22 protein-coding genes and 3 tRNA genes are annotated in these 26,101 nt (G+C 62.9%); 11 read left to right on the top strand and 14 right to left on the bottom strand.

The window, feature by feature from the left end; translation table 11 throughout:
* Positions 1–7: 7 nt before the first annotated feature.
* The 3 genes from G8E10_RS06515 to G8E10_RS06505 all read left to right on the top strand — a co-directional run bounded on the left by G8E10_RS06515 (position 8) and on the right by G8E10_RS06505 (position 1,571).
* Complete coding sequence (locus G8E10_RS06515; RefSeq protein ID WP_281517428.1) at positions 8–1,111, top strand: D-Ala-D-Ala carboxypeptidase family metallohydrolase; 1,104 nt, start codon at positions 8–10, stop codon at positions 1,109–1,111.
* Positions 1,112–1,245: 134 nt separating this feature from the next.
* A tRNA-Glu gene (locus G8E10_RS06510) sits at positions 1,246–1,320 on the top strand.
* Positions 1,321–1,496: 176 nt separating this feature from the next.
* Positions 1,497–1,571, top strand: a tRNA-Glu gene (locus tag G8E10_RS06505).
* A 164-nt stretch (positions 1,572–1,735) separates the two neighbouring features.
* On the opposite strand, the gene recJ is transcribed toward G8E10_RS06505, so the two are convergent.
* From recJ to G8E10_RS06485, 4 genes are all read right to left on the bottom strand, one after another.
* Entirely contained in the window at positions 1,736–3,538 is a 1,803-nt protein-coding gene (recJ, locus tag G8E10_RS06500; RefSeq protein WP_167127911.1) for a single-stranded-DNA-specific exonuclease RecJ, read from the bottom strand.
* A gap of 63 nt (positions 3,539–3,601) precedes the next feature.
* On the bottom strand, positions 3,602–4,927 hold the full coding sequence (locus G8E10_RS06495; protein WP_167127908.1) for a homoserine dehydrogenase: 1,326 nt from the start codon (positions 4,925–4,927) through the stop codon (positions 3,602–3,604).
* A gap of 86 nt (positions 4,928–5,013) precedes the next feature.
* The gene (locus G8E10_RS06490) at positions 5,014–6,231 is read right to left on the bottom strand and encodes an LL-diaminopimelate aminotransferase (protein WP_110733286.1); all 1,218 of its coding nucleotides are present in this window, start codon (positions 6,229–6,231) and stop codon (positions 5,014–5,016) included.
* Positions 6,232–6,542: 311 nt separating this feature from the next.
* Positions 6,543–6,893, bottom strand: a complete 351-nt coding sequence (locus tag G8E10_RS06485) for an SHOCT domain-containing protein (protein ID WP_245507516.1) — start codon at positions 6,891–6,893, stop codon at positions 6,543–6,545.
* Between the two features lie 146 nt (positions 6,894–7,039).
* On the opposite strand from G8E10_RS06485, the gene G8E10_RS06480 reads away from it, so the two are divergent.
* The 4 genes from G8E10_RS06480 to sthA all read left to right on the top strand — a co-directional run bounded on the left by G8E10_RS06480 (position 7,040) and on the right by sthA (position 12,308).
* Positions 7,040–8,890, top strand: coding sequence for a PHA/PHB synthase family protein (locus G8E10_RS06480; RefSeq protein ID WP_343289706.1), 1,851 nt, complete (start codon positions 7,040–7,042; stop codon positions 8,888–8,890).
* Between the two features lie 194 nt (positions 8,891–9,084).
* Positions 9,085–9,915: a type I methionyl aminopeptidase gene (map, locus tag G8E10_RS06475; protein ID WP_110732415.1), complete on the top strand. Its 831-nt coding sequence runs from the start codon at positions 9,085–9,087 to the stop codon at positions 9,913–9,915.
* Complete coding sequence (gene radC / locus G8E10_RS06470) at positions 9,915–10,733, top strand: RadC family protein (RefSeq protein ID WP_167127905.1); 819 nt, start codon at positions 9,915–9,917, stop codon at positions 10,731–10,733. Before map ends, radC begins: the two co-directional genes overlap by 1 nt.
* Before the next feature lie 165 nt (positions 10,734–10,898).
* Positions 10,899–12,308, top strand: coding sequence for a Si-specific NAD(P)(+) transhydrogenase (gene sthA / locus G8E10_RS06465; protein ID WP_167127902.1), 1,410 nt, complete (start codon positions 10,899–10,901; stop codon positions 12,306–12,308).
* Between the two features lie 307 nt (positions 12,309–12,615).
* Here sthA and tig read toward each other — a convergent pair whose 3' ends face one another.
* Together tig and G8E10_RS06455 are read right to left on the bottom strand one after the other, a co-directional pair.
* The gene (gene tig, locus G8E10_RS06460) at positions 12,616–14,103 is read right to left on the bottom strand and encodes a trigger factor (protein WP_167127899.1); all 1,488 of its coding nucleotides are present in this window, start codon (positions 14,101–14,103) and stop codon (positions 12,616–12,618) included.
* 152 nt (positions 14,104–14,255) lie between these two features.
* Positions 14,256–14,340, bottom strand: a tRNA-Leu gene (locus G8E10_RS06455).
* Positions 14,341–14,678: 338 nt separating this feature from the next.
* Between G8E10_RS06455 and G8E10_RS06450 the strand changes: the two genes are divergently transcribed.
* The 3 genes from G8E10_RS06450 (at position 14,679) to trmFO (ending at position 16,835) form a co-directional block, all read left to right on the top strand.
* The gene (locus tag G8E10_RS06450) at positions 14,679–14,822 is read left to right on the top strand and encodes a DUF1127 domain-containing protein (RefSeq protein ID WP_110729720.1); all 144 of its coding nucleotides are present in this window, start codon (positions 14,679–14,681) and stop codon (positions 14,820–14,822) included.
* A 299-nt stretch (positions 14,823–15,121) separates the two neighbouring features.
* Positions 15,122–15,265, top strand: a complete 144-nt coding sequence (locus G8E10_RS06445) for a DUF1127 domain-containing protein (RefSeq protein ID WP_082477357.1) — start codon at positions 15,122–15,124, stop codon at positions 15,263–15,265.
* Positions 15,266–15,401: 136 nt separating this feature from the next.
* A complete protein-coding gene (trmFO, locus tag G8E10_RS06440) occupies positions 15,402–16,835 on the top strand; it encodes a methylenetetrahydrofolate--tRNA-(uracil(54)-C(5))-methyltransferase (FADH(2)-oxidizing) TrmFO (RefSeq protein ID WP_167127896.1) in 1,434 nt (477 codons plus the stop codon).
* A 20-nt stretch (positions 16,836–16,855) separates the two neighbouring features.
* Here the strand turns inward: trmFO and G8E10_RS06435 are convergent, their stop codons facing one another.
* The 5 genes from G8E10_RS06435 to yajC form a co-directional block, all read right to left on the bottom strand.
* Positions 16,856–17,266: a hypothetical protein gene (locus G8E10_RS06435; protein WP_422038052.1), complete on the bottom strand. Its 411-nt coding sequence runs from the start codon at positions 17,264–17,266 to the stop codon at positions 16,856–16,858.
* Between the two features lie 144 nt (positions 17,267–17,410).
* Positions 17,411–18,253, bottom strand: a complete 843-nt coding sequence (locus G8E10_RS06430) for a phytoene/squalene synthase family protein (RefSeq protein ID WP_167128089.1) — start codon at positions 18,251–18,253, stop codon at positions 17,411–17,413.
* A 50-nt stretch (positions 18,254–18,303) separates the two neighbouring features.
* On the bottom strand, positions 18,304–18,690 hold the full coding sequence (locus tag G8E10_RS06425) for an Mth938-like domain-containing protein (protein WP_167127893.1): 387 nt from the start codon (positions 18,688–18,690) through the stop codon (positions 18,304–18,306).
* Complete coding sequence (gene secD, locus G8E10_RS06420) at positions 18,690–21,218, bottom strand: protein translocase subunit SecD (protein ID WP_167127890.1); 2,529 nt, start codon at positions 21,216–21,218, stop codon at positions 18,690–18,692. The genes G8E10_RS06425 and secD overlap by 1 nt, the downstream gene beginning before the upstream one ends.
* Positions 21,219–21,277: 59 nt before the next feature.
* A complete protein-coding gene (gene yajC / locus G8E10_RS06415) occupies positions 21,278–21,613 on the bottom strand; it encodes a preprotein translocase subunit YajC (protein ID WP_092987599.1) in 336 nt (111 codons plus the stop codon).
* A gap of 244 nt (positions 21,614–21,857) precedes the next feature.
* Between yajC and G8E10_RS06410 the strand changes: the two genes are divergently transcribed.
* On the top strand, positions 21,858–22,751 hold the full coding sequence (locus G8E10_RS06410; RefSeq protein ID WP_167127887.1) for an ATP-binding protein: 894 nt from the start codon (positions 21,858–21,860) through the stop codon (positions 22,749–22,751).
* 75 nt (positions 22,752–22,826) lie between these two features.
* Here G8E10_RS06410 and G8E10_RS06405 read toward each other — a convergent pair whose 3' ends face one another.
* The 3 genes from G8E10_RS06405 to G8E10_RS06395 form a co-directional block, all read right to left on the bottom strand.
* A complete protein-coding gene (locus tag G8E10_RS06405) occupies positions 22,827–24,389 on the bottom strand; it encodes a peptidoglycan DD-metalloendopeptidase family protein (protein WP_167127884.1) in 1,563 nt (520 codons plus the stop codon).
* Positions 24,390–24,528: 139 nt separating this feature from the next.
* Entirely contained in the window at positions 24,529–25,185 is a 657-nt protein-coding gene (locus tag G8E10_RS06400; RefSeq protein WP_281517426.1) for a biotin biosynthesis protein BioC, read from the bottom strand.
* Between the two features lie 208 nt (positions 25,186–25,393).
* A complete protein-coding gene (locus tag G8E10_RS06395; protein WP_167127881.1) occupies positions 25,394–26,047 on the bottom strand; it encodes a protein-L-isoaspartate(D-aspartate) O-methyltransferase in 654 nt (217 codons plus the stop codon).
* Between the last annotated feature and the right edge of the window lie 54 nt (positions 26,048–26,101).

Raw genomic sequence — 26,101 nt, 5'->3', positions numbered from 1 at the left:
AGTACTGTTGACGGGCTGCGTAACGGGCAAGCCGGTTACGGATCAACTGGTCGAAGGCGTCGTTGCACCCGACGTCGGCGAAACGGATGTGCCGGTCGTCGCGTCCGGCCCGGCCTCCGCAACGTCTCCGGCAGCGCAAGCCTCAAGCCGTCCAGCCGCTGCGCAGCAGAGTTCACAGCCACAGGTGCCCACACAGCCGGGTGCCATCGTCATGCAGGGAACAGGACTGCAAGCGACGTCGAGCAGCATCTTCTCCGTCGGCGGCACGGCGGGTGCCTCGCCCGTCTCCGGCGGCGGGTCGTCGCCGGCGAGCCTTTTCCGCGCTGCCCCACAAAGTCAGGCAATGTCACCCTTATCCCCGCAACCGTTGCCGCTTCAGTCCACGGATGCCGGCTATCAGGTTCAGGGCGCAGCAACGCCTGCATCGACAAACGACATGCCGGCCGAAACTGCGCTGGGGAGCCTGAGGCCCGCAGCGGTGCCGCAGGCGGTTGACGCAACGCGGGCATCGTCATCCCTGATCGGGCTGTTCGGCAAGTCCCAAGGTGGCGCCGACATGAGCGCGCCCGGTAAGCCGGCTAACAACAAGGTGCTCCCCGGCATGGCACCGCAGCAGGTGGCGGCGCTCAGCTATACCACCCTGCCCGGCATCCGCGCGCGTTCGATGTTTGCGACAGTGGACGATACGGCCGAGAATCACGACGACAACAGCCCCAAGGTCCAGATGGCCTCGCTCTCCGGTCTCGCCCGGCTGGCACCCAGCGGCCTTCTCCTGCAGACGGAGACGGTGGAAACGGGCTGCTTCAAACCGCAGCTGTTGAACATCCTGAAGTCGGTGGAGCGGCATTTCGGCAAGAAGGTGCTCGTCACGTCCGGCCGGCGAAGCCTCAGCCACAACATCAAGGTGGGCGGTCGGCCGCAGTCGCGGCACCTGACCTGCGAGGCAGCCGATATCCAAGTGGCGGGCGTCAGCAAGTGGGATGTCGCGACCTTCCTGCGCGCGTCCGAAGGGCGCGGCGGCGTGGGCACGTATTGCCACACCCAGTCCGTCCATATCGACATCGGACCACGGCGCGACTGGAACTGGGCCTGCGGCCCGCGGGATGCATAAGCGGCTGATTTGACGCTCTTTTTTGGAACGTTTGCCGTCATCGTCCACAGCCATGATATTTTTACGACAAAATGACATTTGCGGCTTGCGGTCCCCAAAACCGCTGACTATAAGACGCCCACCGCAAAGCGACTGCGCCCTTCGTCTATCGGTTAGGACACCAGATTTTCATTCTGGGAAGAGGGGTTCGACTCCCCTAGGGCGTACCATTTTGCGGTTAAACCCACTCCCTTTTCTTTCTGATATCAAGCTTTAGCTCTACCGGGCATCGCGTTGGTATTGCGTATGAAACACGCTTGAATGCATCATGAGAAATTCGTGGCTTGCTGCGTTTTTCCTCTTGCCTCCGGATGATCCTCAGCCTATAAGCCGGCCACCAGCGAATGCGCCCTTCGTCTATCGGTTAGGACACCAGATTTTCATTCTGGGAAGAGGGGTTCGACTCCCCTAGGGCGTACCACCTGGCTTTCCCCTATTTGTTACGATCCATGCAATGACGGTGCGACGGACGTGTAGAATCCGTTTTCCTGGCATGTCGTCATGCGATATCGCGGCTTCCCGAGAGGCTGGATCGACCACTCCACCTCGACCGTCACCGAGTTCGTCCCAATGTCTATGGTCCGCCTACAAGGCGCGTGCAGCATCGAGAATGCGCAGCTGGACCCGGCGCGTACCCTGCCAGATATCGGCCGAGAGGCTACCGGCGAGATGGATGGTCATTCCCCGTGAGGCGAGAAGAAAGTCGCCGAGAGGCGTCTGGAAGGCGCGGAAGGCGATGGCATCGAGTCGCGCGCCATCCTGCCCCTCCAGGGTCACCTTCACATGGTCCGTTCCGATCTGCCGCACATCCCGCACCCTGTGTGCGGGAATGGCGAAGATCGGCTGCGGATGGCCGGAGCCGTAGGGACCCGCCTGCTCCAGCCGGTCGATCAGCTCGATGGTCGCGCCGGAGGCTGCAAGTGCCCCATCGATCTTCACGGTTTCCGCGGCCACGAGATCGTGAACCGTGCGGGCTGCACGTTCCTCGAGGAAATGGCGCAGGCGCCCAAGATTGGCGCGCTCGACGGTCAGGCCGGCTGCCATGGCGTGGCCGCCACCCTTGACGAGAAGCCCCTCCTCGACGGCTGCACGAACGACCTTGCCGATATCGAAACCGGCAATCGAGCGGCCGGAGCCTGTTCCACGGCCATTGAGGTCGAAGGAAATAGCGAAGGCGGGGCGGCGGAAGCTTTCCTTGAGGCGGGCCGCGAGCAGGCCGACGATGCCGGGATGCCAGTTTTCCCGCGCCGTCACGATCACGGAGGCACCGTCGCCATTGCCGTATTCCGCCAGCGCCTCGGCCTGGGCTTCCATCAGCATTACCTGCTCGATCGCCTGGCGTTCGCGGTTCAGTTCGTCAAGGCGGGCGGCAATGGCGTCAGCCTCGTTGCTGTCATCGAGCGTCAGGAGACGGCTGCCAAGAGCCGCATCGCCAATGCGACCGCCGGCATTGATGCGCGGTCCCACGAGAAACCCGAAATGATACGGCGTGACGGGGCCACTGAGGCCGGCTTTGCGGAAGAGCGCGGCAAGACCGGGGTTCTTCATGTGGCGCGCGGCGATCAGTCCCTTGACGACATAGGCCCGGTTCAGGCCCTTCAGAGGCACCACGTCGCAGACGGTCGCGAGTGCGACGATATCGAGGTGGGACAGGAGATCGAAACTGCCGGCGCGGAGGTCGCCCCGCTCGCGCAGGACACGCAGCAGGTTGACGAGCACCAGCATGACAACGCCGGCCGCGCAGAGATGCCCCTGCCCCGACAGGTCGTCTTCCCGGTTGGGGTTCACCAGCGCGACGGTCGGCGGGAGTTCGCCGGAGACCTGGTGGTGGTCGATGACGACGACATCGATGCCGCGCGTCCGCGCGCGTTGCAGCGATTCGTGGCTGGTCGAGCCGCAATCGACGGTGACGATCAGGACGGCACCGTTGTCGATCAGCTTGTCGATGGCGCCCGGGTTCGGGCCGTAGCCTTCGAAGATCCGGTCCGGAATGTAGATTTCCGCCGTCACGCCGAAATGGGTAAGCAGGCGATAGAGAATGGCGGATGACGCCGCGCCGTCGACATCGTAGTCGCCGAAGATGGCGACCCGTTCTTGCCGGGCGATTGCGTCGGCGATGCGGACCGCCGCCTTCCGGCAATCCGTCAGCTTGTCGGGGTCCGGCATCAGGCTGCGGATGGTGGGATCGAGGAAAGCGATCGCGTCTTCCTGCTGGACGCCACGACCGGCAAGGACGCGCGAAATCAAATCGGGAAGCCCGTGGACCTGGCTGATGGCCAAAGCCCGGTTCTGGCCCGCCTGATCCAGCCGCGACACCCACCTCTGACCCGTGACGGAGGTCTCGACGCCGAGAAAGGCCCGCGGAACCGGGTCGGGAGGCTCGCTCATGCGCGTCCGTCCCCGTCTGAGAAGGGCCGCGCGGCCGACAGTTCGGACGAGGCAGCGCCGATCTCAGTAATCCTTCGGACGCTCGATGCGAATGACCTGCGGTTCGCCGACGAGATAGCCCTCGCCCTTGATCGCCGCAACGGCATCGCGAACCGAATGCTCGGCCGTCGCGTGCGTGACAAGAATGATCGTCTGCGGCTTGCCGGTTTCCTGCGTGTGCTTGGAATGCTGCATGATCGATTCGAGCGAGATACCGTTCTCCGCCATACGGGATGCGACACTGGCAAAGACACCGGCGCGGTCGATGACCTTCAGCCGAATGAAGTAGCCGCCCTCATGGCTCTGGATCTGCGCGCGCGTGTAGGGGATGAGCGCCGCGACCGGGCGACCAAAGGCCGGAACATGCTGGGCGCCGGGGCGGCTCTTGGCGATATCGGCGATATCGCCGAGCACGGCAGAAGCCGTCGCATTGCCGCCGGCACCGGGGCCGACCATCAAAAGCTCGCCGAGGATGTCCGACTCGATCGCCACCGCATTGGTGACGCCATCGACCTGGGCGATGACGGAGTCGAACGGCACCATGGTCGGATGCACCCGCTGCTCGATGCCGCCGCTGTCGGTGCGCTGGGCGACGCCGAGAAGCTTGATCCGGTAACCGAGATCGGACGCCGCCTGGATGTCCTCGATCGAGATATTGGTGATGCCTTCGAGGTAGATATCGTCAGCCGCGATGGCGGTGCCGAAGGCAAGGCTGGTGAGAATCGCCAGCTTATGCGCCGTGTCGTTGCCCTCGATATCGAAGGCCGGGTCGGCTTCGGCGTAGCCGAGGCGCTGCGCTTCCTTGAGGCACGCCTCGAAGCTCAGGCCTTCCTTCTCCATCTTCGTCAGGATGTAATTGCAGGTGCCGTTCATGATGCCGTAGACGCGGGCGATCGTGTTGCCGGTCATCGACTCGCGCAGCGCTTTGATGACTGGGATGCCGCCAGCGACGGCAGCCTCGTAGTTCAGAAGCGCGCCATGCTTTTCGGCAATGCCGGCAAGCTCGATGCCGTGGCTCGCGAGCAGTGCTTTGTTGGCGGTCACGACATGGATGCCGCGGGCGAGCGCGGTCTTGACGGCAGAGTAGGCCGGATCGCCCGCGCCGCCCATGAGCTCGACGAACACGTCCATCTCAGCGTCTGCAGCGAGCGCTCCCGCGTCTGCGAACCAGATATCATCGGCAAGCGCAATGCCGCGGTCCTTGGCACGATCACGTGCCGTGACGGCGACGACCTCGATCGGGCGGCCGCAGGTCGTGGCAAGCGAGTCACGACGTTCGGTGAGAATGCGGACCAGAGAGGCGCCCACGGTGCCCAAGCCCGCAATGCCGATTCTCAGCGCGTCTGCCATACTCATCATCCCTACTGTCTGAAAAATGTCCCGCCGACACTGCGGCGGGAAGATGTGTCTTCGATTGTCGGTCTCGACGCGAACGCCTAGCGGCGGGCGTTGAGCGAAATCACGTTGTGCAGCGTGTCGTCGGCCGTGGACAGGAACTTCTTCAGGTTCCGGGCCGCCTGGCGGATGCGGTGCTCGTTTTCAACCAGCGCGATGCGGACGTAGTCGTCGCCCATTTCACCGAAGCCGATACCGGGGGCGACCGCGATGTCGGCCTTCTCGACGAGCAGCTTGGAGAATTCGAGCGAGCCGAGATGCCGGAATTTTTCCGGAATCTTGGCCCAGGCAAACATCGTCGCTTCCGGCGGCGGAACTTCGAAGCCGGCCTTGCCGAAGCTCTCGACCAGCACGTCGCGGCGGCGCTTGTAGACGGCGCGGACCTCGGAGATATCGGAGCCGTCACCGTTCAACGCGTGCGTGGCCGCCACCTGGATCGGCGTGAAGGCGCCATAGTCGAGATAGGACTTCACACGCGTCAGCGCCGAGATCAGACGCTCGTTGCCGACGGCAAAGCCGATGCGCCAGCCGGGCATCGAGAAGGTCTTCGACATGGAGGTAAACTCGACGGTGCAATCCATCGCGCCGGGAACTTCCAGAACGGACGGCGGCGGCGTGTCGCCGAAGTAGATCTCGGAATAGGCGAGGTCCGACAAGATGACGATGTCGTTGCGCTTGGCGAAGGCGACGACTTCCTTGTAAAAGTCGAGCGTTGCCACATGCGCCGTCGGGTTCGACGGATAGTTGATGATTAGCGCGATGGGCTTGGGGATCGAATGCTTGATCGCCCGTTCCAGCGGCGGGAAGAACGTATCGTCGGGCTCGACCGAGATGGAGCGAATGACGCCGCCGGTCATCAGGAAGCCGAAGGCGTGGATCGGGTAGGTCGGGTTCGGGCAAAGCACGACGTCGCCGGGCGCCGTGATGGCCTGCGCCATATTGGCGAAGCCCTCCTTGGAACCGAGCGTGGCCACAACCTGGGTATCGGGATTGAGCTTCACGCCGAAACGACGTGCGTAATAGGCGGCCTGTGCCCGGCGAAGACCGGGAATGCCCTTGGACGAGGAATAGCGATGGGTGCGCGGATCGCGCACGACCTCGCAGAGCTTGTCGACGATGGCCTGGGGTGTCGGAAGGTCGGGGTTGCCCATACCGAGGTCGATAATGTCGGCGCCGCCCGCTCGCGCGCTAGCCTTCAGGCGATTGACCTGTTCGAAGACGTAGGGCGGCAGACGCCGGACTTTATGAAACTCTTCCATCTCTCTGACCTTGTCCAGAACGCCTGCATCCGGCCGGACGCGCGTGAGGGCGTTCTCTTTGATATAATGTGAACAGCGCATCGGCGAAATGATGACGCGTTCTTCTGCAGTATGTCCGTCGCACCCTTTCCGAAGCTGGCGTTTTTGACCGCACACCGGAAACACTGCGACAGGGGGAGATCTGCAACATGGCAGGACGTGCTCTACGGCCTGCAACGCTGCAACACGACGGGAAACGCCTCATGAAAAGGCCTGATCCACCCCTCGGTCGACGTTCTGGCTTTGCGTCCAAACGGCTCGAAAGGCAAGCCTTAATTGCGAATCTCGTTGAGCGTGTCGGCACCGTGGTGTTCCGCAAGCGCGTTCAGTTCGGCGAGCCGGCGACGGTATTCCGCCTCGGAGATGGCGCCGGATGCGCGGCGGGCCGAGAGTGCACTCAGCCGCGTCGAAACACTCGTGGCCTCCTCGTTCGTCATCTGCGGCGCGGCAGCGGAAAGTTTGCCCTCGATGCGCGGATAGACGTTGGTCGGCACCGGGCGCGCCATCGTGGAGGTGTAGGCCGGCGTACGATCGGCCTGAGGGGTCGTGCAGCCGACGGCAGTGGCGCAGAGCGCGCTGATCGCCGCAGTGCGCAGCATCGAATGTCCCGACAGCAATTTCATGATAGCCCTCTAAAACCCAGATCGTCCGGTGGTCGCCGATGTGCGTGGCGCTTCCCTGCCCCGCATAGCAACATCCGCTGGCACTTGTAGTGATATTCCGGCAGAATGTAAAAAGCCAAAACGAAGAGATATGGCGGGAGGATCTGGTGGGAGACGACAAGACGACCGGCAACGGCGGACGCGCTTTTCCGGGCTTCGATCCGAAAGCCGTCGAAGCTTATCTGATCAAGGATCCCGAGGCCCTGACCGTCAACCTGGCCCGCTCGCTGGAGCATGTCGGCAAGGCGGCTTCAGCCTGGCTTGCGCCGCGCGAAAGCGGCGAGAAGGTCGATACGATCGCCGATCCGATGACGGATCTCGTGAAGACCCTCTCCAAGGTTTCCGAATACTGGATGTCGGATCCGCGCCGGTCGTTCGAGGCGCAGACGCATCTGATGACCAGCATGATGGGCATGTGGACGCGCAGCCTGCAGAAAGTCAGCGGCCTGGATACGCCGCCGAGTGCGACGCCGGCAGCAGAGCCATCACGGGACAAACGCTTCGCCGACCCGGACTGGGTCGCCAACCCCTTCTTCGACATGCTGCGGCAGGCCTATCTCGTCCTCTCCGACTGGGCGGAGAAGATGGTGATGCAGACGGAGGGACTGGACGAGCACACACGCCACAAGGCCGCCTTCTATGTGCGGCAGGTCACGGAGGCCCTCTCCCCGTCCAACTTCATCGCGACCAATCCGCAGCTCTACCGCGAGACGGTCGCCGCCAATGGTGCCAATCTCGTCAACGGCATGCGGATGCTGGCCGAGGACATTCTCTCCGGCAAAGGCGAACTGCGTCTGCGCCAGAGCGACACGAGCAAGTTTGCGATCGGTGAGAACATCGCGCTGACGCCGGGCAAGGTGCTGGCACAAAGCGACGTCTGTCAGGTCATCCAGTACGATGCGACAACGGAAACGGTGCTGAAGCGCCCTCTCCTCATCTGCCCACCCTGGATCAACAAGTTCTACGTTCTCGACCTCAACCCGCAGAAGTCCTTCATCAAATGGGCGGTGGACCAGGGCCACACGGTCTTCGTCATCTCCTGGGTGAACCCCGACGAGCGTCACGCCGACAAGGACTGGGAGTCCTATGCGCGCGAAGGTATTGGCTTCGCGCTCGACACGGTGAAGCAGGCGACGGGGGAAGACGAGGTCAACGCGGTGGGCTATTGCGTTGGTGGTACGCTGCTCGCGGCAACGCTCGCGCTGCATGCGCAGGAAGGCGACCGGCGCATCCGGTCCGCAACCCTCTTCACGACGCAGGTCGATTTCACCCATGCCGGCGATCTCAAGGTGTTCGTCGACGAGGACCAGATCTCGCAGATCGAAAAGCGCATGAGCGAGAAAGGTTATCTCGAAGGGTCGAGCATGGCGCTTGCCTTCAACATGCTGCGCGCTTCCGAACTGATCTGGCCCTATTTCGTCAACAACTACCTGAAGGGCGTCGAGCCCTCGGCCTTCGACCTTCTCTATTGGAACGCCGATTCGACCCGCATGCCGGCGGCGAACCACTCGTTCTATCTGCGCAATTGCTACCTCGAGAACAAGCTCAGCCGCGGCGAGATGGTGCTGGCAGGCAGGACGCTGTCGCTGAAGGACGTGACGATTCCCGTCTACAACCTCGCGACACGGGAAGATCATATCGCGCCGGCGAAATCCGTCTTTCTCGGCAGCAGCTCCTTCGGCGGCGAGGTCACCTATGTCCTGTCCGGCTCCGGCCACATCGCCGGCGTGGTCAATCCGCCGGACAAGCGGAAGTACCAGTTCTGGACGGGCGGCCCGCCGGTCGGCGAGTTGGAAGACTGGATTGCGAGCGCCAAGGAAACGTCGGGCTCTTGGTGGCCGAACTGGTATGACTGGGTGGCCTCGCTCGATGGAGAGCGGGTTCCTGCCCGACGCACGGGCGGCTCGATGAACTCGATCGAGGAAGCTCCGGGCTCCTATGTCCGGGTTCGCGCCTGAGCGAACGGCCGGTGCCTGGAGGCGGGTCAAATATTTCCAGAACTTCGACGGTTTGGGCTGTGGTTTTGCGATCGCCTTCATTGCCGACATCCGTCCTTGCCTCTAGCATAGGCTTGAGGTCGGCCTGACATCCCCCAAGCGGGATCTCCAGAACCGCAGAAGACGCAAGACAGGCAAGCAGGAAGAGTCGGGCTATGGTCAACTACATCGAAGCGGCGGCCGCGCCCACGCGAAACACCGGCGTCATCCGCCTGCACACGGCAGAGGATTTCGAAGGCATGCGACGGGCCTGCCTCATCACCGCGCGCTGTCTCGATGCGCTGGTCGATATCGTCAAGCCGGGCGTCACCACGGATGCGATCGACCGGTTCGTGTTCGACTTCGGCATGGAGAACGGCGTTCTCCCCGCGACGCTGAACTATCGCGGCTACACCAAATCCTCCTGCACCTCGATCAACCATGTCGTCTGCCACGGCATTCCCAACGACAAGCCGCTGCGCGAAGGCGACGTCGTCAATATCGACGTGACCTACGTGGTGGACGGCTGGCATGGCGATTCGAGCCGGATGTATCCGGTCGGCGAGATCAAGCGCGCGGCACAGCGGCTGCTGGAGGTGACGCATGAGTGCCTGATGCGCGGCATCGCCGCGGTGAAGCCCGGCGCCCGCATCGGTGCGATCGGCGAGGCCATACAGACCTTTGCCGAAGCCGAACGCTGCTCCGTGGTGCGGGATTTTTGCGGCCACGGCGTCGGGCGGCTGTTCCATGATGCGCCAAACATTCTGCATTACGGCCGGGCCAGTGATGGGCCGGAGATGCGTGAAGGCATGATCTTCACCATCGAGCCGATGATCAATCTCGGCCGCCCGCATGTGAAGGTGCTGGCGGACGGCTGGACGGCGGTCACGCGCGACCGGTCGTTGTCGGCCCAGTACGAACATGCCGTCGGTGTGACGGCCGATGGCTGCGAGATCTTCACGCTCTCGCCCGCCGGTCTCGACCGCCCCGGCCTGCCGGCGGCGTGATGGGCACAAAACCTCCCTTCGATCTCGACGGCGACGCGCCGGAGCCTGCGGACGAGCGCGGCTTCTTCGCCGACCAGCCGGCGCGCCCCGCGTCACCGTCGAGACAGGGACGGTTTGCGCCGAAGCCGCCTGTGAAAGATGCCGACGAAGCGCATTATCACGGACATCGCGACCGCTTGAGAAGCCGTTACCGCGACAATGGCGACACGGCGCTTGCTGACTACGAACTCCTCGAACTTCTGCTGTTCCGCCTCATCCCGCGCCGCGATACCAAGCCGATCGCCAAGGCGCTTCTCGACCGGTTCGGCACTCTCTCGGGGGTCCTTGGTGCACCGCCAGCGCTGCTGCAGGAGGTGAAGGGCATCGGCGAGGCCGTCGCCCTCGACCTGAAGCTCGTCTCGACCATTGCCCACCGCATGCTGAAGAGCGAGTTGCGGGGCAAGAAGGTGCTCTCATCCTGGTCGCAGGTGATCGAATATTGCCATGCCGCCATGGCCAACGAGACGCGCGAGCAGTTCCGAATCCTGTTCCTGGACAAGCGCAATGCCCTGATTGCCGACGAGGTCCAGCAGACTGGCACCATCGACCATACGCCCGTCTATCCGCGCGAGGTCGTCAAGCGGGCACTGGAGCTTTCGGCGACCGCCGTCATCCTCGTGCACAACCACCCCTCGGGCGATCCGACGCCATCGCGTGCGGATATCGACATGACGAAGACCATCATCGATACGGCAAAGCCGCTCGGCGTCGCGGTCCACGACCACATCATCATCGGCCGCGACGGTCATGCGAGCCTCCGGGGACTGCGCCTTATCTAGGAGCTTTCCTCCGCGCGGCCCCTCAGGCTCGCGCAGGGCTTGCCACCCTGTCGGTTTCTCGCCATTTTGCGTCGTTCATACAGTCTCCATGATTGACCTATAGGGCATTGACGCGCGACATTTGCCGCAACGCACAACGATTCATCCTCCTATCGGAAACATTCCATGATGCAGTATGACCTCATCGTCGTCGGCAGCGGCCCCGCTGGCCGTCGCGCCGCCATCCAGGCCGCCAAGCTCGGCAAGAAAGTGGTGGTGATCGAGCAGGGCAAACGCGTCGGCGGCGTTTCCGTGCACACCGGCACCATTCCCTCGAAGACGATGCGCGAGACCGCGCTGAACCTCTCTGGCTGGCGCGAACGCGGCTTCTACGGGCGCGCCTATCGCGTCAAGGAACAGATCAGCGCCGAGGACCTGCGCCGCCGCCTGATCATCACCCTCGACCACGAGGTCGAGGTTCTGGAGCACCAGTTCGCCCGCAACCGCGTGCAGCATATCCGCGGACGCGCGAGCTTCGTCGACGTCAATACCATGCAGATCGTCAAGGAAGACGGCGAGGTGGTGCAGATCACCGGCACGAGCATCCTGCTTGCCGTCGGCACGAAGCCCTTCCGCCCCGACTACATTCCCTTCGACGGCAAGACCGTGCTGGACAGCGACGAGCTGCTCGACATCGAGGAACTGCCGCGCTCCATGGCCGTCATCGGCGCCGGCGTCATCGGCATCGAATATGCGACGATCTTTAGTGCGCTCGATACGGCCGTTACGATCATCGACCCGAAATCGACCATGCTCGACTTCATCGACAAGGAAATCGTCGAGGATTTCACCTATCAGCTGCGCGACCGAAACATGAAGCTGCATCTCGGCCAGAAGGCCGACAAGGTGGAGCGGCTGCCGGATGGAAAATGCCAGATCACCCTCGACAGCGGGCGTGTGATCATCTGCGAGATGGTGCTGTTTGCAGCCGGGCGCATGGGTGCAACCGAATCGCTCAACCTTGCGGCTGCCGGCCTGCAGGCCGATACGCGCGGACGGCTCAGCGTCAACCCCGAGACATTCCAGACCTCCGTGCCTAACATCTACGCGGCGGGCGACGTCATCGGTTTCCCGAGCCTTGCCTCGACCTCCATGGAACAGGGCCGGATCGCGGCACGCGTGGCCGTCGGCGCCATCGCCAAGGAGCCGCCAAAATTCTTCCCCTACGGCATCTACGCCGTTCCCGAGATCTCGACCTGCGGCCTGACCGAAGAAGAGGTAAAGACGCGCGGCATCCCTTACGAATGCGGCATCGCGCGGTTCCGCGAAACCTCGCGCGGGCACATCATGGGCCTTGATTCGGGCCTCCTGAAACTGATCTTCTCGCTCAAGACCCGCCGCCTTCTCGGCATCCATATCGTCGGCGAAGGTGCGACCGAACTCGTCCATATCGGCCAGGCCGTCCTCAACCTGAAGGGCACGGTCGAATACTTCGTCGAGAACACCTTCAACTACCCGACACTCGCCGAAGCCTACAAGATCGCCGGTCTCGACGCCTGGAACCGCATGGGCGACCTGAAGAGTACGGCGCATTGAGACTGTGTTGAAGCGCTGACCACAGACGAAGAGCCCCTCATCCCGCTGCCGCGACCTTCTCCCCGCGCGCGGGGAGAAGGGACCTCAATGTTAGCATTCGTCGCCTGTAGCTGCCTGCGTTATCTCAGAGAGAAACCGAAAGCCCGACCGCGTCTCCTCGCCCCGCTTGGCGGGGAGAGGGCCAGGGTCAGGGGCAGTTGTACATGAGATGGCCGAATTCAGCGTCGCAAGCCAACGCGTACCCCCACAAACGAAAAACCCCGCCGGCGAAACCGACGGGGTTTTCAATATCCGGACTGCGCGCCGATTACTCGGCGGCGCTGTCGTCCGTGGCCTTCTTCTTGGAAGCGGCCTTCTTCTTCGGTGCAGCGGCTTCGGCGGTTTCCTCGCCTTCGGCAGCATCGGCCTTGGCAGCCGACTTCTTCTTGGCAGACGTCTTGGCCGGCTTGTCGTTGCCGTCCTCGTCATCTGCCATCAGTTCCTCCTTGCTGACCGTCTTGTCGGTCACGCTGACTTCGGAAAGAAGATGATCGACGACCTTTTCTTCGAACAGCGGGGCGCGCAGCGAAGCGGCAGCACCCGGGGTCTTCTGGAAGTAGTCGATGATCTGCTTTTCCTGGCCGGGGAACTGGCGCAGCTGGTCGAACAGCGAACGCTGCATTTCTTCGTCCGTCACGGTGACGCCGGCCTTCTCGCCGATTTCCGAGAGAACGAGGCCGAGACGAACGCGGCGTTCCGCAAGCTTGCGGTATTCGACGCGGGCTTCTTCTTCCGTCGTTTCTTCATCAGCAAATGTCTTGCCGGCCTGTTCCAGATCGGTGTTGATCTGGCGCCAGATGTTTTCGAACTCGGCATCGACGAGGCGCTGCGGGGTATCGAACTGGTACATTTCGTCCAGCTGGTCGAGCATCTGACGCTTGACCTTCTGGCGTGTCATCGAACCGTACTGGCTCTCGATCTGGCCGCGGACGATTTCCTTCAGCTTTTCAGCCGATTCGACGCCAAGCTTGGTGGCCAGTTCGTCGTTGATCTCGACAGCGCCGGGCGCGGCAACCGACTTGACCTTGATGTCGAAGGTGGCGTCCTTGCCGGCGAGGTTCGCAGCCGGATATTCTGCCGGGAACGTGACGTTGATCGTCTTCTCGTCGCCGGTGGAGGCGCCGACCAGCTGCTCTTCGAAGCCGGGGATGAAGCGGTTGGAGCCGAGAACCAGCTCCGCGTCTTCGTCCTTGCCACCGTCGAAGGCTTCGCCATCGACCTTGCCGAGGTAGTCGATCGTGACACGATCGCCATTTTCGGCTGCACCGGTCTTGTCTTCGAAGGTGCGCGCGCTTTCGGCGATGCGCATGATCTGCTCGGTAACTTCGTCTTCGGCGATATCGACCACTTCGCGCGTGATCTTGATGCCGCTGACGTCCTTCAGCTCGATGGCCGGGATGACTTCATAGGCGAGCGTGAATTCGAAATCGGCTTCGGCGCTGAGGATCTTTTCGGCTTCCGCCTCGTCCTCGGTCATCGCCACTTCCGGCTGGGTCGCAGACTTTTCGCCGCGCTCCGACAGGATCTCGGTGGGCTTGTCGCGGACCAGCTCGTTGACGAGCTCAGCCATGATCGACTTGCCGTACATCTTCTTGAGATGTGCAACCGGTACCTTGCCCGGACGGAAGCCGTTGATCTTGACCTTGTCCTTGGCATCGGCGAGGCGCTCGTTCATGCGCGCCTGCATGTCCTTTGCCGGGATGACGACCTTGAGTTCGCGCTTCAGCCCATCCGCGAGCGTTTCGATAACCTGCATGTTCCAACCTTCATTTCACGTTGACAGGGCTCTGCCATTGAATGCTTCAGGCGAGCCGATCCGGGTGCCGGGAGTGGCTTTACGCAAATCGAACGCCATTTTGCAAGCAAAACAGCGCTGCCGCCGGATCTATACCGACCCATTCGTCTATCTGGTGCGGGTAGAGAGACTTGAACTCCCACGCCTTACGGCACCAGAACCTAAATCTGGCGTGTCTACCAATTTCACCATACCCGCGTTCAGAAGCGGCTGCCTGGTCTCTACGGATGGGCGGGAGATATACTATTCCTGCCGCAACCGGGTCCAGGCCTTCCCGAGCGCGGCGTCTCTATAACACCCGTTCCCTAGGGATCAAAGGGAAAATGCGGTTTTTCCGGCGATCGCACGCAGGGATATCACCTTCTCCTTCCGGAGCCCTCGTCGCCACCTCCCGCTCCTTCCCCTTGGCGAGGTTTGCGCGGGCCGCATGGGTGCGATGCAGCAAACACCCTGCCTCTAATCGATTTGATTGGCTATATCAGCGTCATGACAACGCGCCGGTGCGATATGCCGGCATTTCCAAAAGGAAACCGGATATGAACATCACCCGCTCTTTCTCCACATGGCGCAAGTATCGTCAGACCGTTTCGGAACTCGGCCGCATGAGCGATCGCGAACTGAGCGACCTCGGCATCGGCCGCAGCGAGATTCTCAGCGTCGCTCGCAAGGCTGTTCGCTAAGCGACATAAGCCGCAAGGCTTCGAAAATTCAAGCGCCCTTCGGTCCTGCCGGAGGGCGCTTTCGTTTGTGAGATCCAGCGTTTCGACATCGCCTCTCCGCCCTGTTCTGCGTTCCGTCAGTGATCCGCTACAAAATTGGTCAGACCGATTGGATGCGCGCTAAATGTGCAGGCATCTGCACAAATGCATGGCAGATGCATAGTCTTTGCACTCCACCTTCCCAAACCATGGGCGTATAACCAGCGTCAACGAGATGGCTGAAATGCATGCCGCTCACCATGATACCGAAGGATAAGACCATGAACCCCATTCGCATCGCCAAGAGCTGGATCAACTACCGCCGCACCGTTGCCGAACTCGGCAACCTGTCGAACCACGCCCTGTCCGACATCGGCATCACGCGTTTCGACATTCGCAACATCGCATCGCGCTCCTACCGTTAATCGGCGGATTTTCGAGACTGTATGCCAGCGGCGCTCTTCGGGGCGCCGCTTTCGTTTGTGAGGGGCGCGCGCAGAGATGCGGCACCGCGACGTGCCCACCCTTCCGGGCCGATCCGTTTTGCTCTATGAACGCGCCATGACGAAGCACAGCTCCTACTCCCCCATTCATGTCATCGGCGGCGGCCTGGCCGGCAGCGAAGCCGCGTGGCAGATCGCCCAGTCGGGTATTCCCGTCATCCTGCACGAGATGCGCGGCGTGCGCGAAACCGAGGCGCACAAGACGGATCATCTTGCCGAGCTGGTCTGCTCCAACTCCTTCCGCTCCGACGACGCCACCAGCAACGCCGTCGGCGTGCTGCATGCCGAGATGCGGCTGGCGGGCTCGCTGATCATGGCGTGCGCCGACCGCAATCAGGTGCCGGCTGGCGGCGCGCTTGCGGTCGATCGCGAAGGTTTCTCGGCGGCCGTCACGCAGGCGATCAGCGACCATCCGCTGATCGAGCTGACCCGCGAGGAAGTCTCCGCACTTCCGCACGAGGCCTGGGATCTCGCCATCATCGCCACGGGGCCCCTGACCGCACCAGCCCTCGCGGAAGCGATCCAGGCGCAGACGGGTGCGGACGCGCTTGCCTTCTTCGACGCCATTGCGCCGATCATCCATACCGAGACGATCGACATGGATGTCTGCTGGTTCCAGTCACGCTACGACAAGGTCGGCCCCGGCGGCACGGGCAAGGACTACATCAACTGCCCCATGGACGAGGCGCAATACAATGCGTTCGTCGATGCGCTGATCGCCGGCGACCGGATCGGCTTCAAGGAATGGGAGGGAACGCCCTATTTCGACGGCTGCCTACCGATCGAGGTGATGGCGGAGCGCGGACGCGAAACGCTTCGCCACGGCCCGATGAAGCCGATGGGCCTTACCAATGCGCACAATCCGACGGTCAAGGCCTATGCCGTCGTGCAGCTGCGGCAGGACAATGCGCTCGGCACGCTCTACAACATGGTCGGTTTCCAGACGAAGCTGAAATACGGCGCGCAGGCCGATATCATCCGTATGATTCCTGGCTTGGAGCGGGCGGAGTTCGCGCGCCTCGGCGGCCTGCATCGCAACACCTATCTGAACTCGCCCATTCTGCTCGATCACTCCCTGACACTGAAATCGCGTCCCGGCTTGCGTTTTGCCGGTCAGATCACCGGCTGCGAAGGCTATGTGGAGAGCGCCAGCATCGGGCTTCTCGCCGGTCGGTTCGCGGCAGCCGAGCGCAAGGGAGAGGCTCTGCATCTTCCGCCGCCGACCACGGCCTTCGGCGCACTTCTCGGTCACATCACGGGTGGGCATATCGTCTCGGACGAAGAGCCGGGCAAGCGCTCCTTCCAGCCGATGAACGTCAATTTCGGCCTGTTTCCGCCGCTCGATCCCGGCGCCATCGTCAAGCCGGAGGGCGTGAAGCGCTTTCGCGGCAAGGACAAGGCGATCGTCAAGAAGGGCCTCGTCGCGAACAGAGCCCTTGCGGACTGCGCCGCCTGGCTCGGGCAGGAGAAAGGACTGCTTAAGTCCGCCTGAGTCTGGCCTGTCCGTCTGGTTCAGGAACTGAAGCTGCCGAGGATCCAGAGAGAGACCTCGGCGGCTGTTTCGGCATTGGGAAACTCGTAGGTTCCGTCGAAGGTCGCCGTGTCGTTGAACGACAAAGCGAGGCCACGGCCGCTTTGGGCGTGGGTGATCCTTACCTTGCCCGGAACGATCAGGTGGCAGAGATAGTGCCGCCCCTGCGACAGCACGATGCCCGCCTTGCCGTCATGCAGTCTCACGAAGAAAGCATGGCCGTCGGCCGTGGGATGAATGGCCCGGATCGCCTCATCCGGGAAGGCGCGGCCGAAATCGAGAATAGCCTGTCCCTCGTCCGGTTCCGACAGATCCTCGGCTTCCTGCCGCTTCATGCGCTGGTAGATGTAGGCCGCTGCAAACAGCGATGCGACGATGGCAAACCAGGATATCATCGCATCTTTCCATTCTCCGGCCGGGCGTATCACGGACCGGCTTCATCCCGATGTTATCGTTTGCCGCAAATCAGAGGCGATTTCCTGCAATCTGATGGAGGATTCCTGTAGCGCGCGTGGCTTGCGCGAATGTGCCAAGACCTACCAGCGACCACTTTGAGCTGCGCGCCACATCCACCATTGCCTCCGCCATTGCGGTGGAACGATGGAATGGTCGAAAATATCGGCGCCCGTCTTCTCTGCACGCGCGAAAACCTTTTCGGCAAGGGCTACGGTCGCGAAGGCGGGCCGATTCTGCCGCGAGATGGATGGCGATGCCGCCCGCGCCTTGCCCAGGTGCTCCCGCCCGAGCCCGGCCAAAGCGTGCACCGCCCGTGTGACGGCCGCACGATCCGCACCATTCAGGAAAGATGTCCGGTCGAGCCCGGTGGCTGTCAGAAGGTCGGCGGGGAAATAGACTTGGCCGCGCTGTCGGTGAATGGGGCCGAGCATCAGGAGCCCGGCAATCGTCTGGGCGACGCCCGCATGGCCGGCGGCATCGGCCGAGCCGCGCGCGGTTTCCGGATCGAGGATGAGGCAGGCGAGCTGGATTAGGGCCGAGGCGGTTTCGCCGGCATAGCCTTCCAGTGCGCTCCGGCTTTCCATCGGGTCGTCATAAAGATCGAATACGCGAGCGTCGATCATGTCGAGCAGCACGCCGATCGGCAGATGCGCGTCGCGGATGGCGTGCAGCAGCGCTTCGGCGAGCGGATTGCCATCGGCCTTGGAACCGGTCGTATCCTCCAACGCATCGCGCCACCATTGCAGGCGGATTTCGCCGGGAAGCGGCTCACGCACGACATCGCGGACGCGGGCGATCTCGGCATGGAACGCGTAGAGTGCAGCCAAAGGCCCCCGTTTTTCCGAGGGCGCCAACAAACAGGCAAGATAGCGGTCGCGGTCGCTTTCGCGGAGTGCTGCGAGGCTCGCTGAAAAATCGGGCATGCCGGGTGCAGTGTCAGGCGTTGATGTATCGGACATGGGAATCGTTCACGTCACACGGCGATGAGAGCGGCGGCAACGTTGCGCTCTTCGGCCAGCATGATGTTGTAGGTCCGAACTGCGGCACCCGTGCTCATCGGATCCGATGAGATGGATCGACTGCGGAAGGCCGTTTTCACGTCGCCCGCAAGCGGCCGGATGTTGGCGCCGGTTCCGACAAGGATGACTTCGATGTCGCCGGCCTCGGCGATCACGCGATCGAAATCGGCAGCGGTCAGTGGCTCTCCTTCTTGCCTCTCCCAGCCATAGATTCCCGAGGGAAGCAGCAGGAGCGAGCCGCGATGCGACATGCCGGCAAAGCGGAAACCGCCATTGCCGTAGGCGTCGATGGGCGCGCGGCCGGGAAAATGGGCATTGCGAACTTCGATCGGTCGGCGCATCACGCTGCTCCCTGCATGTCGCGCGCCCGGGCGCGGGCACGCTTCAGCCGGAAGAGGATGAGCACCGGCCCAGCGACATAGATGGAGGAGAAGGTCGCCACGGCCACCCCGAACATCAGGACGACGGCAAACGGCCGGATCGTGTCGCTGCCGAAGAGGCTGAGCGCCGCCAGAGCCAGCAGCGTCGTCGCGCCCGTCAGCACGGTGCGCGACAGCGTCTGGTTGATGGCGGTATCGATCAGGATCGGCAGGGGCATGCGCGGGAAGCGATTGAGATTCTCGCGGATGCGATCATAGACGATGACCGTGTCGTTCAGCGAATAGCCGACGATGGTCAGCAGCGCCGCGACGCTGGTGAGGTTGAACTCCATACCGGTGACGACGAAAAGTCCCATCGTCAGGATGACATCGTGCAGCGTTGCAACGATGGCGCCGGCCGCGAACTGCCACTCATATCGCGCCCAGATGTAGAGAAGGATACCGAGCAGGGAGATTGCGACGCCGATGGTGGCGGAGCGGGTCAGGGTTTCTGACACCGTCGGACCGACGACCTCGACACGGCGAAGCTCGTAGGCGCTGTCCAGCTCATCGCGGATCAGGATGACCGCAGTCTGCTCGGCATTCTCCCCGCCATCGCGCGACTGGACGCGAATGACGGCATCGCGGGGCGAACCATAAGGCTCGACCGAGATGTCGCCGAGATTGAGCTGGTCGAGCCGTGCGCGGATATCCCCAATATTGGCGTTGCCCTCGCGGGCCTGGACCTCGATGACCGAACCGCCGGAGAAATCGATACCGAGATTGATACCGAACAGGCCGAACAGCACGACGGTGAGAATAGACAGCGCGGCCGTGACGGAGAAGACGTAGCGGCGCGCTGCCATGAAGCGGAACGAGAGGTGATCGAACATCGCGGTCTTGATGCCCCGCGGCAGGCGCTTGCGCGGGCGCCGACGCTGCCACGCCTCCAGCATCACGCGGGTGAGCGTAAAGGCTGTGAAGAGCGTCGTGACGATACCGATGGCGAGCGTGACGGCGAAGCCGCGAATGGAGCCGCTGCCGAGATAGAGAAGAATGATCGCGGCGATCAGCGTGGTGATATTCGCATCCACGATGGCGCCGAAGGCGCGGGCGAAGCCGAGCTGGATCGCCTGACGGAAATCGCGGCCGGCGGCCGCCTCTTCGCGAAACCGCTCGAAGATCAGCACGTTGGAATCCACTGCCATGCCGATCGTCAGCACGATGCCGGCGAGCCCCGGAAGCGTCAGCGGCAGGCCGGTTGCGGTGAGGACGGCGACGATCATCACGACGTTGAGGACGACGGCAATGCTGGCGACGACGCCGAAGCGTCCGTAGAAGCCGACCATGAAGGCGATGATGATGACCGTGCCGATGGCGCCGGCGATCAGCATGGACTCGATGCTATCGGAACCGCGGCCGGCGCCGATGGTGCGCTCCTCGGCAACGGAGATAGAGGCCGGCAGGGCGCCGGCGCGCAGGACCAGCGCCAGATCCTGAGCGCCCTCCGGCGTCATGTCGGCAACGACCCGCATGCGGCCGTCGGTCACGGCTTCGCGAATGAGAGGGGTGGCAATGACCGAGCCGTCGAGAACGACGGCCATGGTGGTACCGGCAACCGCTTTGGTCGCCTCGGTGAATCGCCGTGCACCGTCTTCGGTAAAGACCAGATCGACCACCGGAGCGCCGTTCTGCGTGTCCGTCGTGGCCGTGGCATCCGCGATATCGGCTGTCGTTACCGCCGGCTGGCGCCGTACGAGCGTGGCAACCGGTGGATCTTCCGCCGAATAGAGAACCTCAGAGCCTGCCGGCGGCGAACCGGTCACGGCCTGCTCGACGGTCGTGGACATATCGACGATGCGGAACGAGAATGCGCCGCCCTGCCCCAGAACGGTCTTCAGCTGCTCGGAATCATAGAGACCGGGAACCTGCACCACGATCCGGTCGGCACCCTGGCGCCCCAACCGCGGCGCAACGACGCCGAGCTCGACGAGGCGTCGCTCGAGAACGCCGATGCTGTCGGCAACCGCGTCGGCGAGACGCGCATCGACGCCTTCCGGCGTCAGGACCAGTTGCGATTGGCCATCGGTGGTGCCGACGAAACGCAACTCGCTGACGGCCTTGCCGCCGCGACCGCGATCGACCACGCCGGTCAACGGCGCCAGGACCTGCGGCAGCGTCGCTGCCTGGGCGGCATCCTGAAGGGAGAAGGTGACCTCCTCGCCGGTGCCCGAAAGATCGGTATAGGCGAGATTGGCATTGCGCAATTGCGCCGCGACGGCGTCCGTCGCGGCCTGCAGCCGGGTCCTGGCCACATCGTCGCGCTCGACCTTGAGCACGATGCGCGAGCCGCCGGAAAGATCGAGCCCGAGCGCAACCTGGCGGGCTGGAACCCAGTCCGGCAGGCTATCGAGAAGCGAACGTGGCAGCACGTTCGGCAGGGCCACGACGAGACTCGCGAGAACGACGAGCCAGACGAGGACAGTTCCCCAGCGTGAGGTTTGCGGCATGACGCTCCCGGCGCTTCGCAGTGGATCGATCGGATCGTCGTCTTTGCCGCAGCGGCCCGTTATTCCTTTACGGGTTCGCCCTTGACGCGGACTTCGGTCACACCACTGCGTACCACACGAATCTTGATGCCGTCAGCAATTTCCACTTCGAGCTCACCGTCGTCGATGACCTTCGTGACCTTGCCGACAATGCCACCGCCGGTGACGACCTGATCGCCGCGGCGGATGTTCTTCAGCAGTTCCTCGCGACGCTTCAGCGCCGTGCGCTGCGGACGGATGATCAGGAAGTACATCACGACGAAGATCAGCAGGAACGGCAGGATGGACATGAGAATGTCCGCGCTGCCGGCGCCGGTTGCACCTGGCGTCTGCGCGAAAGCTTCCGTAATGAACATCGATCACTCCTCAAATAACAACAATTGCGGCCGGATGGGCGGAACGCCCTTTCGCGGAATGGCCGCACTATAAGAATGGCCGCTGCGATTGCAACGCGCCGAACCCTGCCTCTCGCATAGTTTATCCCGGCGCAGAAGGACTTTTCGGCCGCCAAGTGACCTTTCCCCAGATCAAGACGCGTGTTAGCGCAGCCGGATCAGGTGCAAGCGCACCTCAAGGCACAGCGGACCGGAGGAGACCGACATGAGCGAAGCGACACTCGAACGGCTGATGGACGAGGTTCGCCGACTGTCTGCAGCGGTGGAGCGTATTGCGGGCCCTGCCCCTGCGGTCAACGATCTCGACGCCGCGGAATGCTTCGTCTGGGCGCCGGCGCGGGCCCATCTGCAGCCCGTCGCGCGGCCGAACCGGATCGATCTCTCCCTCATCCAGAGCGTCGATCATGTGCGCGATATCCTTCTCGACAACACGCTGCGCTTTGCAGAAGGTTTTCCGGCAAACAACGTGCTTCTCTGGGGTGCGCGCGGCATGGGCAAGTCGTCGCTCGTGAAGTCCGTGCACGCCGCCGTCCTCCAGCGGACGGGCGTTCCGCTCAAGCTGGTCGAGGTGCACCGCGAGGATATCGCTACCCTGCCGCAGCTCATGGAGATCCTAAAGGCGGCATCCGTTCCCTTCATCGTCTTTTGCGACGACCTGTCGTTCGATCATGACGACACCTCGTACAAATCGCTGAAAGCCGTGCTGGACGGCGGCATCGAAGGGCGTCCGGGCAATGTGCTCCTCTACGCAACCTCGAACCGCCGCCACCTCCTGCCCCGCGACATGATGGAAAACGAGCGCTCGACGGCGATCAACCCTTCGGAGGCGGTGGAGGAGAAAGTCTCCCTGTCGGATCGATTCGGTCTGTGGCTCGGCTTCTACAAGTGCAGCCAGGAGGATTATCTCGCGATGATCGACGCCTATGCCCGGCATTTCGCCATCGCGATCTACCGGGAAGAGCTGCATGCGCAGTCACTCGAATGGAGCACGACGCGCGGCGGGCGGTCCGGTCGTGTGGCCTGGCAGTTCATTCAGGATCTCGCGGGCCGGACGCGCACGCGGATTGCGGATACCGACAATGGCAAGCCAGCGCAATAAGCGACACAAATCCTGATATGCAAAATCCCCGGCAAGCCGGGGATTTTTTGTTTTCAGTCCGTGGAAAGAAACGCCCTATTCGAGATAGGTCGCTGGGTTCACAGCCGTCGCGTTCTTGCGGACTTCGAAGTGCACCTGCGGCTGGGTCGCGGTGCCGCTCATGCCGGATGCTGCAAGTGTCTGGCCGCGCTGGATCTTCTGGCCGCGCTGCACCTTCAGCTCGGAAGCGTTGCCATAGACGGTGACCGTGCCGTCGTCGTGACGCACGAGAACTGCGTTCCCGAGTTCCTTCAGGCTGCTGCCGGAGTAGATGACCACGCCGTTTTCGGCTGCCTTGATCGGGGTCCCCTCGGGCACCGAGATGTTGATGCCGTCATTGCGGTTGCCCTCGACATTGGCGCCGTAGCCAGCAACGACCGCACCGCGCACCGGCCAGCGATACTTGCTGATGCCGGTTGCCTTCGGCGCATCGGAACCATCATCCTTGGCGGCGACCTCATTGACCGACTGCTTGGCAACGGCCGGGGTATACTCCGTCGGCTTGGACGCATCGGCTTTGGCCTGTTCGACCTTTGCCGTCTTCGGCTCAACCTTCGGGGCCGCAGCCTTCGGAGCGACGGATGCCGTGGTGACGTCGTCGGTACCGGGCTGGGCCGTATTGCGGGCAACCGAGGTCGTCTTCGGCAGCTTCAGAGCCTGGCCGACACGGATCGCGCCATTCGTCAGGCCGTTTTCAGCGCGCAGCTGATCGACGGAGACACCATTGGCCTTGGCGATGCGATTCAGCGAATCGCCTGCCTTCACCGTGTAGGTCCCTGCCTTGTCGCCTTCGCCGGCCACCGGCTGCTTGCCGGCCGTGGTGCCGTTCGCGGTCGAGCCCTTTTCGCGGCTCTGCGTCTGGGTCGGCAGGATGGCGACGTCGCGGTTTTCCGGCAGGACCGGCTTGTTCTTCTGCTTATCGACATCAAGGGCCGTCGCAGCCTGGGACGCCGATGCCTTGGCAGCGCTGCCGGCCGCACCGTAGGTGGGGATTAGAATGCGCTGACCCGGCTCGGCGTCGGAGCCGCGCTTCAGGCCGTTGGCCTTCAGGATTTCCTTTTCCGGCACGCCGAAGCGGGTTGCCAAAGATGCCGTCGTATCGCCCTGACGCATCAGCACAGCCGGAGCATTAACGGTGGACCAGCCGCTGGACGAACGAACGGTCGCGGTATTCACCGGATCGGGTGTCGCCAGTGCCGGCGCGCCGCGCTGTGCGGAAGACGCTTCAGACGGGAAAGGTTGAGCGCTCGGACGACGGGTCGGCTCAGCAAGGGTCGTCCGCTGAACATTCATTGGCGTCGAGGCAACGCGTGTGCGGGACACCGGCGTCGCATTGACCGGATCCGGGAAAGACTGACTGACCGCCGCCTGGCGGGTGTTCGACATGGGCGGCATGTTGCCGCTGCCGTCGACGTCTCCACGCGGAACCGGCACGGAAGCGCTGGGAATGGAATTTGTCGTCAGGTCGGACGAGCGGGAAAACAACCCTCCGAACCGGGACGAGTCCGAACTGCAGCCACTCGCCGCGCTCGCCAGGAGAACGGCCACTCCCAGACGGATGACCGATTTATGAACAGATGACGATACACTCAAACGCATGACGCTTACCTACTTGGAACACAGCCCCGATGTAGGTTTATTAAAACGTATTAGAGTTACCGGCGGGTTAAGACCCAGTCATCCTTTGTGGTTTTAACCGTGTGCGTGATGATCGCGATCGTCGGAATCCACAGAAAGATCAAAAGCTTTCTCGGTAGAAGCGCTCGATCTCGGAATGTTCGGCGCGGCTTTCGGTGACGTCCTCGTAGGAGACCGAGCCACTGTCCCAACCGAACATGTCGCCCGTGATCATCACGCCCGGCGCATCGCCGGCTTGATCCGATGGCGTGGGCTTCTCTCCGTCCAAAAGCACATCGACCAGCGTCTGGAAACCACCTGCCGCATCGAGGCCCGACTCATCCTCGTACTCCATGGAGCGCAGCCCTGCGACAGCGGCGTCGCGGGTGCCGAAATAGCGAAGGCTGTGCTGATCGTCTGGACGCAGGTTGTCGTAATAGTCGATGAAGCCGCGGTAATAGGCCTTGTAGTCGCCGGTTTCCCCATACTTGCCGAAGGCCTGGTACTCGCGGGCGGCAAGCTGCGGCGAGAGCTTGTTGTTCCATTCGTCGCGCGTCAGCGGCGGATATTTTTCCTGGGCCCGCCGCGTTCGAGAAAGGAAGAGCAAGGTTTCAGCGGAAAGGGAGACGCGGGAGGACGGGTCGTAATTGCCGCCGATGACGACCGCGGGAACCGGGGCGTCACGGCTGTCCACATCCGGCCGAACCTGGACCTGCGGACGCACATTGCGCTGGCCGGTATCATTGGTCGCGGTGATGGTCTTGCCTGCAATCTGCATGGATACGCTCCTTGCGCCTCAACGCCTTGGGAGCCTGCACCTCTGCAAAGCTCTGTGAGGTCTCCCTCTGGGGTAGATCCCAAGGCTTGCGCGAGGCTGGATCAGGTTAATGCTGCGTTAACCCATTGAATTGCCAAAAGACTGTTGAAGACGTTGCGAATGAATGCGGATGACCCGGCCCGTCGTGCAACGGGGAAGCGTCGTGATTCTAGAGAAATGCCGCCATTTTGGGGACGATCGGGAGGTATGGCGCCTCGAACAGATCCTCGCGATCGAAGCGGCTTCCGGTCCGGGTAAGGCGCACCATGCGGCATTCGGTTTCGCTGACCATGATGGGCACGAGCAGGACGCCGCCGGAGACGAGATGGTCGGAGAACACGCGTGGCAGGCTGTCGAAAGCGGTGGTCACAAGGATGCGGTCGAAGGTCCCCTCGCCCACCAAGCCGGCACTGCCATCGGCCTGCCGGACGATGACGTTACGGATGCTGGCCTTGTCGAGGCTCGCCTGTGCATTGATCACCAGCGTCTTGTAGCGCTCATAGCTCAGGACGCGCTCGGCGATCCGCCCCATGACGGCCGCCGTGAAGCCGCTGCCGGTGCCAATCTCGAGAATACGCTGCCCGGGCTTTACGCCAAGGGCATGCAAGGTACGCACAGCAAAGTCGAAGCCTTCCATGAAGGATCCGCAGTCGAGCGGGACGATGCGGGAGGAGAGCGCCTCCTTCTGGTAGGGGGCAGGCGCAAACAGGGTGCGTGGCGTTTCCTCGACGGCGTTCAGCAGGCCTTTGTTGGTAATGCTTTCGGCACGCAGACGCAGGACCAGAGCCGCAAACCCCTCCTGCTCCAGCAATCGTGTCGCCATGCGCCCGTCCTCCCCCTTCATCGGCAACGCGGCGCCCGGTCGGTGGCCGCGTTG

Origin of the sequence: Ferranicluibacter rubi (assembly GCF_011603255.1) — a bacterium.
Taxonomy (GTDB): domain Bacteria; phylum Pseudomonadota; class Alphaproteobacteria; order Rhizobiales; family Rhizobiaceae; genus Ferranicluibacter; species Ferranicluibacter rubi.
The sequence above is the reverse complement of the archived record's forward strand: the minus strand, read 5'-3'. Positions and strand labels throughout refer to the sequence as shown.

What these genes read in the sequence shown, in the direction of transcription:
- recJ (WP_167127911.1), bottom strand. Translation starts at nt 3,538, where the DNA reads ATGAGCGAGCCTCCCGACCCGGTTCCGCGGGCCTTTCTCGGCGTCGAG.
- G8E10_RS06495 (WP_167127908.1), bottom strand. Translation starts at nt 4,927, where the DNA reads ATGGCAGACGCGCTGAGAATCGGCATTGCGGGCTTGGGCACCGTGGGC.
- G8E10_RS06490 (WP_110733286.1), bottom strand. Translation starts at nt 6,231, where the DNA reads ATGGAAGAGTTTCATAAAGTCCGGCGTCTGCCGCCCTACGTCTTCGAA.
- G8E10_RS06485 (WP_245507516.1), bottom strand. Translation starts at nt 6,893, where the DNA reads ATGAAATTGCTGTCGGGACATTCGATGCTGCGCACTGCGGCGATCAGC.
- map (WP_110732415.1), top strand. Translation starts at nt 9,085, where the DNA reads ATGGTCAACTACATCGAAGCGGCGGCCGCGCCCACGCGAAACACCGGC.
- radC (WP_167127905.1), top strand. Translation starts at nt 9,915, where the DNA reads ATGGGCACAAAACCTCCCTTCGATCTCGACGGCGACGCGCCGGAGCCT.
- sthA (WP_167127902.1), top strand. Translation starts at nt 10,899, where the DNA reads ATGATGCAGTATGACCTCATCGTCGTCGGCAGCGGCCCCGCTGGCCGT.
- tig (WP_167127899.1), bottom strand. Translation starts at nt 14,103, where the DNA reads ATGCAGGTTATCGAAACGCTCGCGGATGGGCTGAAGCGCGAACTCAAG.
- G8E10_RS06450 (WP_110729720.1), top strand. Translation starts at nt 14,679, where the DNA reads ATGAACATCACCCGCTCTTTCTCCACATGGCGCAAGTATCGTCAGACC.
- G8E10_RS06445 (WP_082477357.1), top strand. Translation starts at nt 15,122, where the DNA reads ATGAACCCCATTCGCATCGCCAAGAGCTGGATCAACTACCGCCGCACC.
- trmFO (WP_167127896.1), top strand. Translation starts at nt 15,402, where the DNA reads ATGACGAAGCACAGCTCCTACTCCCCCATTCATGTCATCGGCGGCGGC.
- G8E10_RS06430 (WP_167128089.1), bottom strand. Translation starts at nt 18,253, where the DNA reads ATGCCCGATTTTTCAGCGAGCCTCGCAGCACTCCGCGAAAGCGACCGC.
- G8E10_RS06425 (WP_167127893.1), bottom strand. Translation starts at nt 18,690, where the DNA reads ATGCGCCGACCGATCGAAGTTCGCAATGCCCATTTTCCCGGCCGCGCG.
- secD (WP_167127890.1), bottom strand. Translation starts at nt 21,218, where the DNA reads ATGCCGCAAACCTCACGCTGGGGAACTGTCCTCGTCTGGCTCGTCGTT.
- yajC (WP_092987599.1), bottom strand. Translation starts at nt 21,613, where the DNA reads ATGTTCATTACGGAAGCTTTCGCGCAGACGCCAGGTGCAACCGGCGCC.
- G8E10_RS06410 (WP_167127887.1), top strand. Translation starts at nt 21,858, where the DNA reads ATGAGCGAAGCGACACTCGAACGGCTGATGGACGAGGTTCGCCGACTG.
- G8E10_RS06405 (WP_167127884.1), bottom strand. Translation starts at nt 24,389, where the DNA reads ATGCGTTTGAGTGTATCGTCATCTGTTCATAAATCGGTCATCCGTCTG.
- G8E10_RS06400 (WP_281517426.1), bottom strand. Translation starts at nt 25,185, where the DNA reads ATGCAGATTGCAGGCAAGACCATCACCGCGACCAATGATACCGGCCAG.
- G8E10_RS06395 (WP_167127881.1), bottom strand. Translation starts at nt 26,047, where the DNA reads ATGGCGACACGATTGCTGGAGCAGGAGGGGTTTGCGGCTCTGGTCCTG.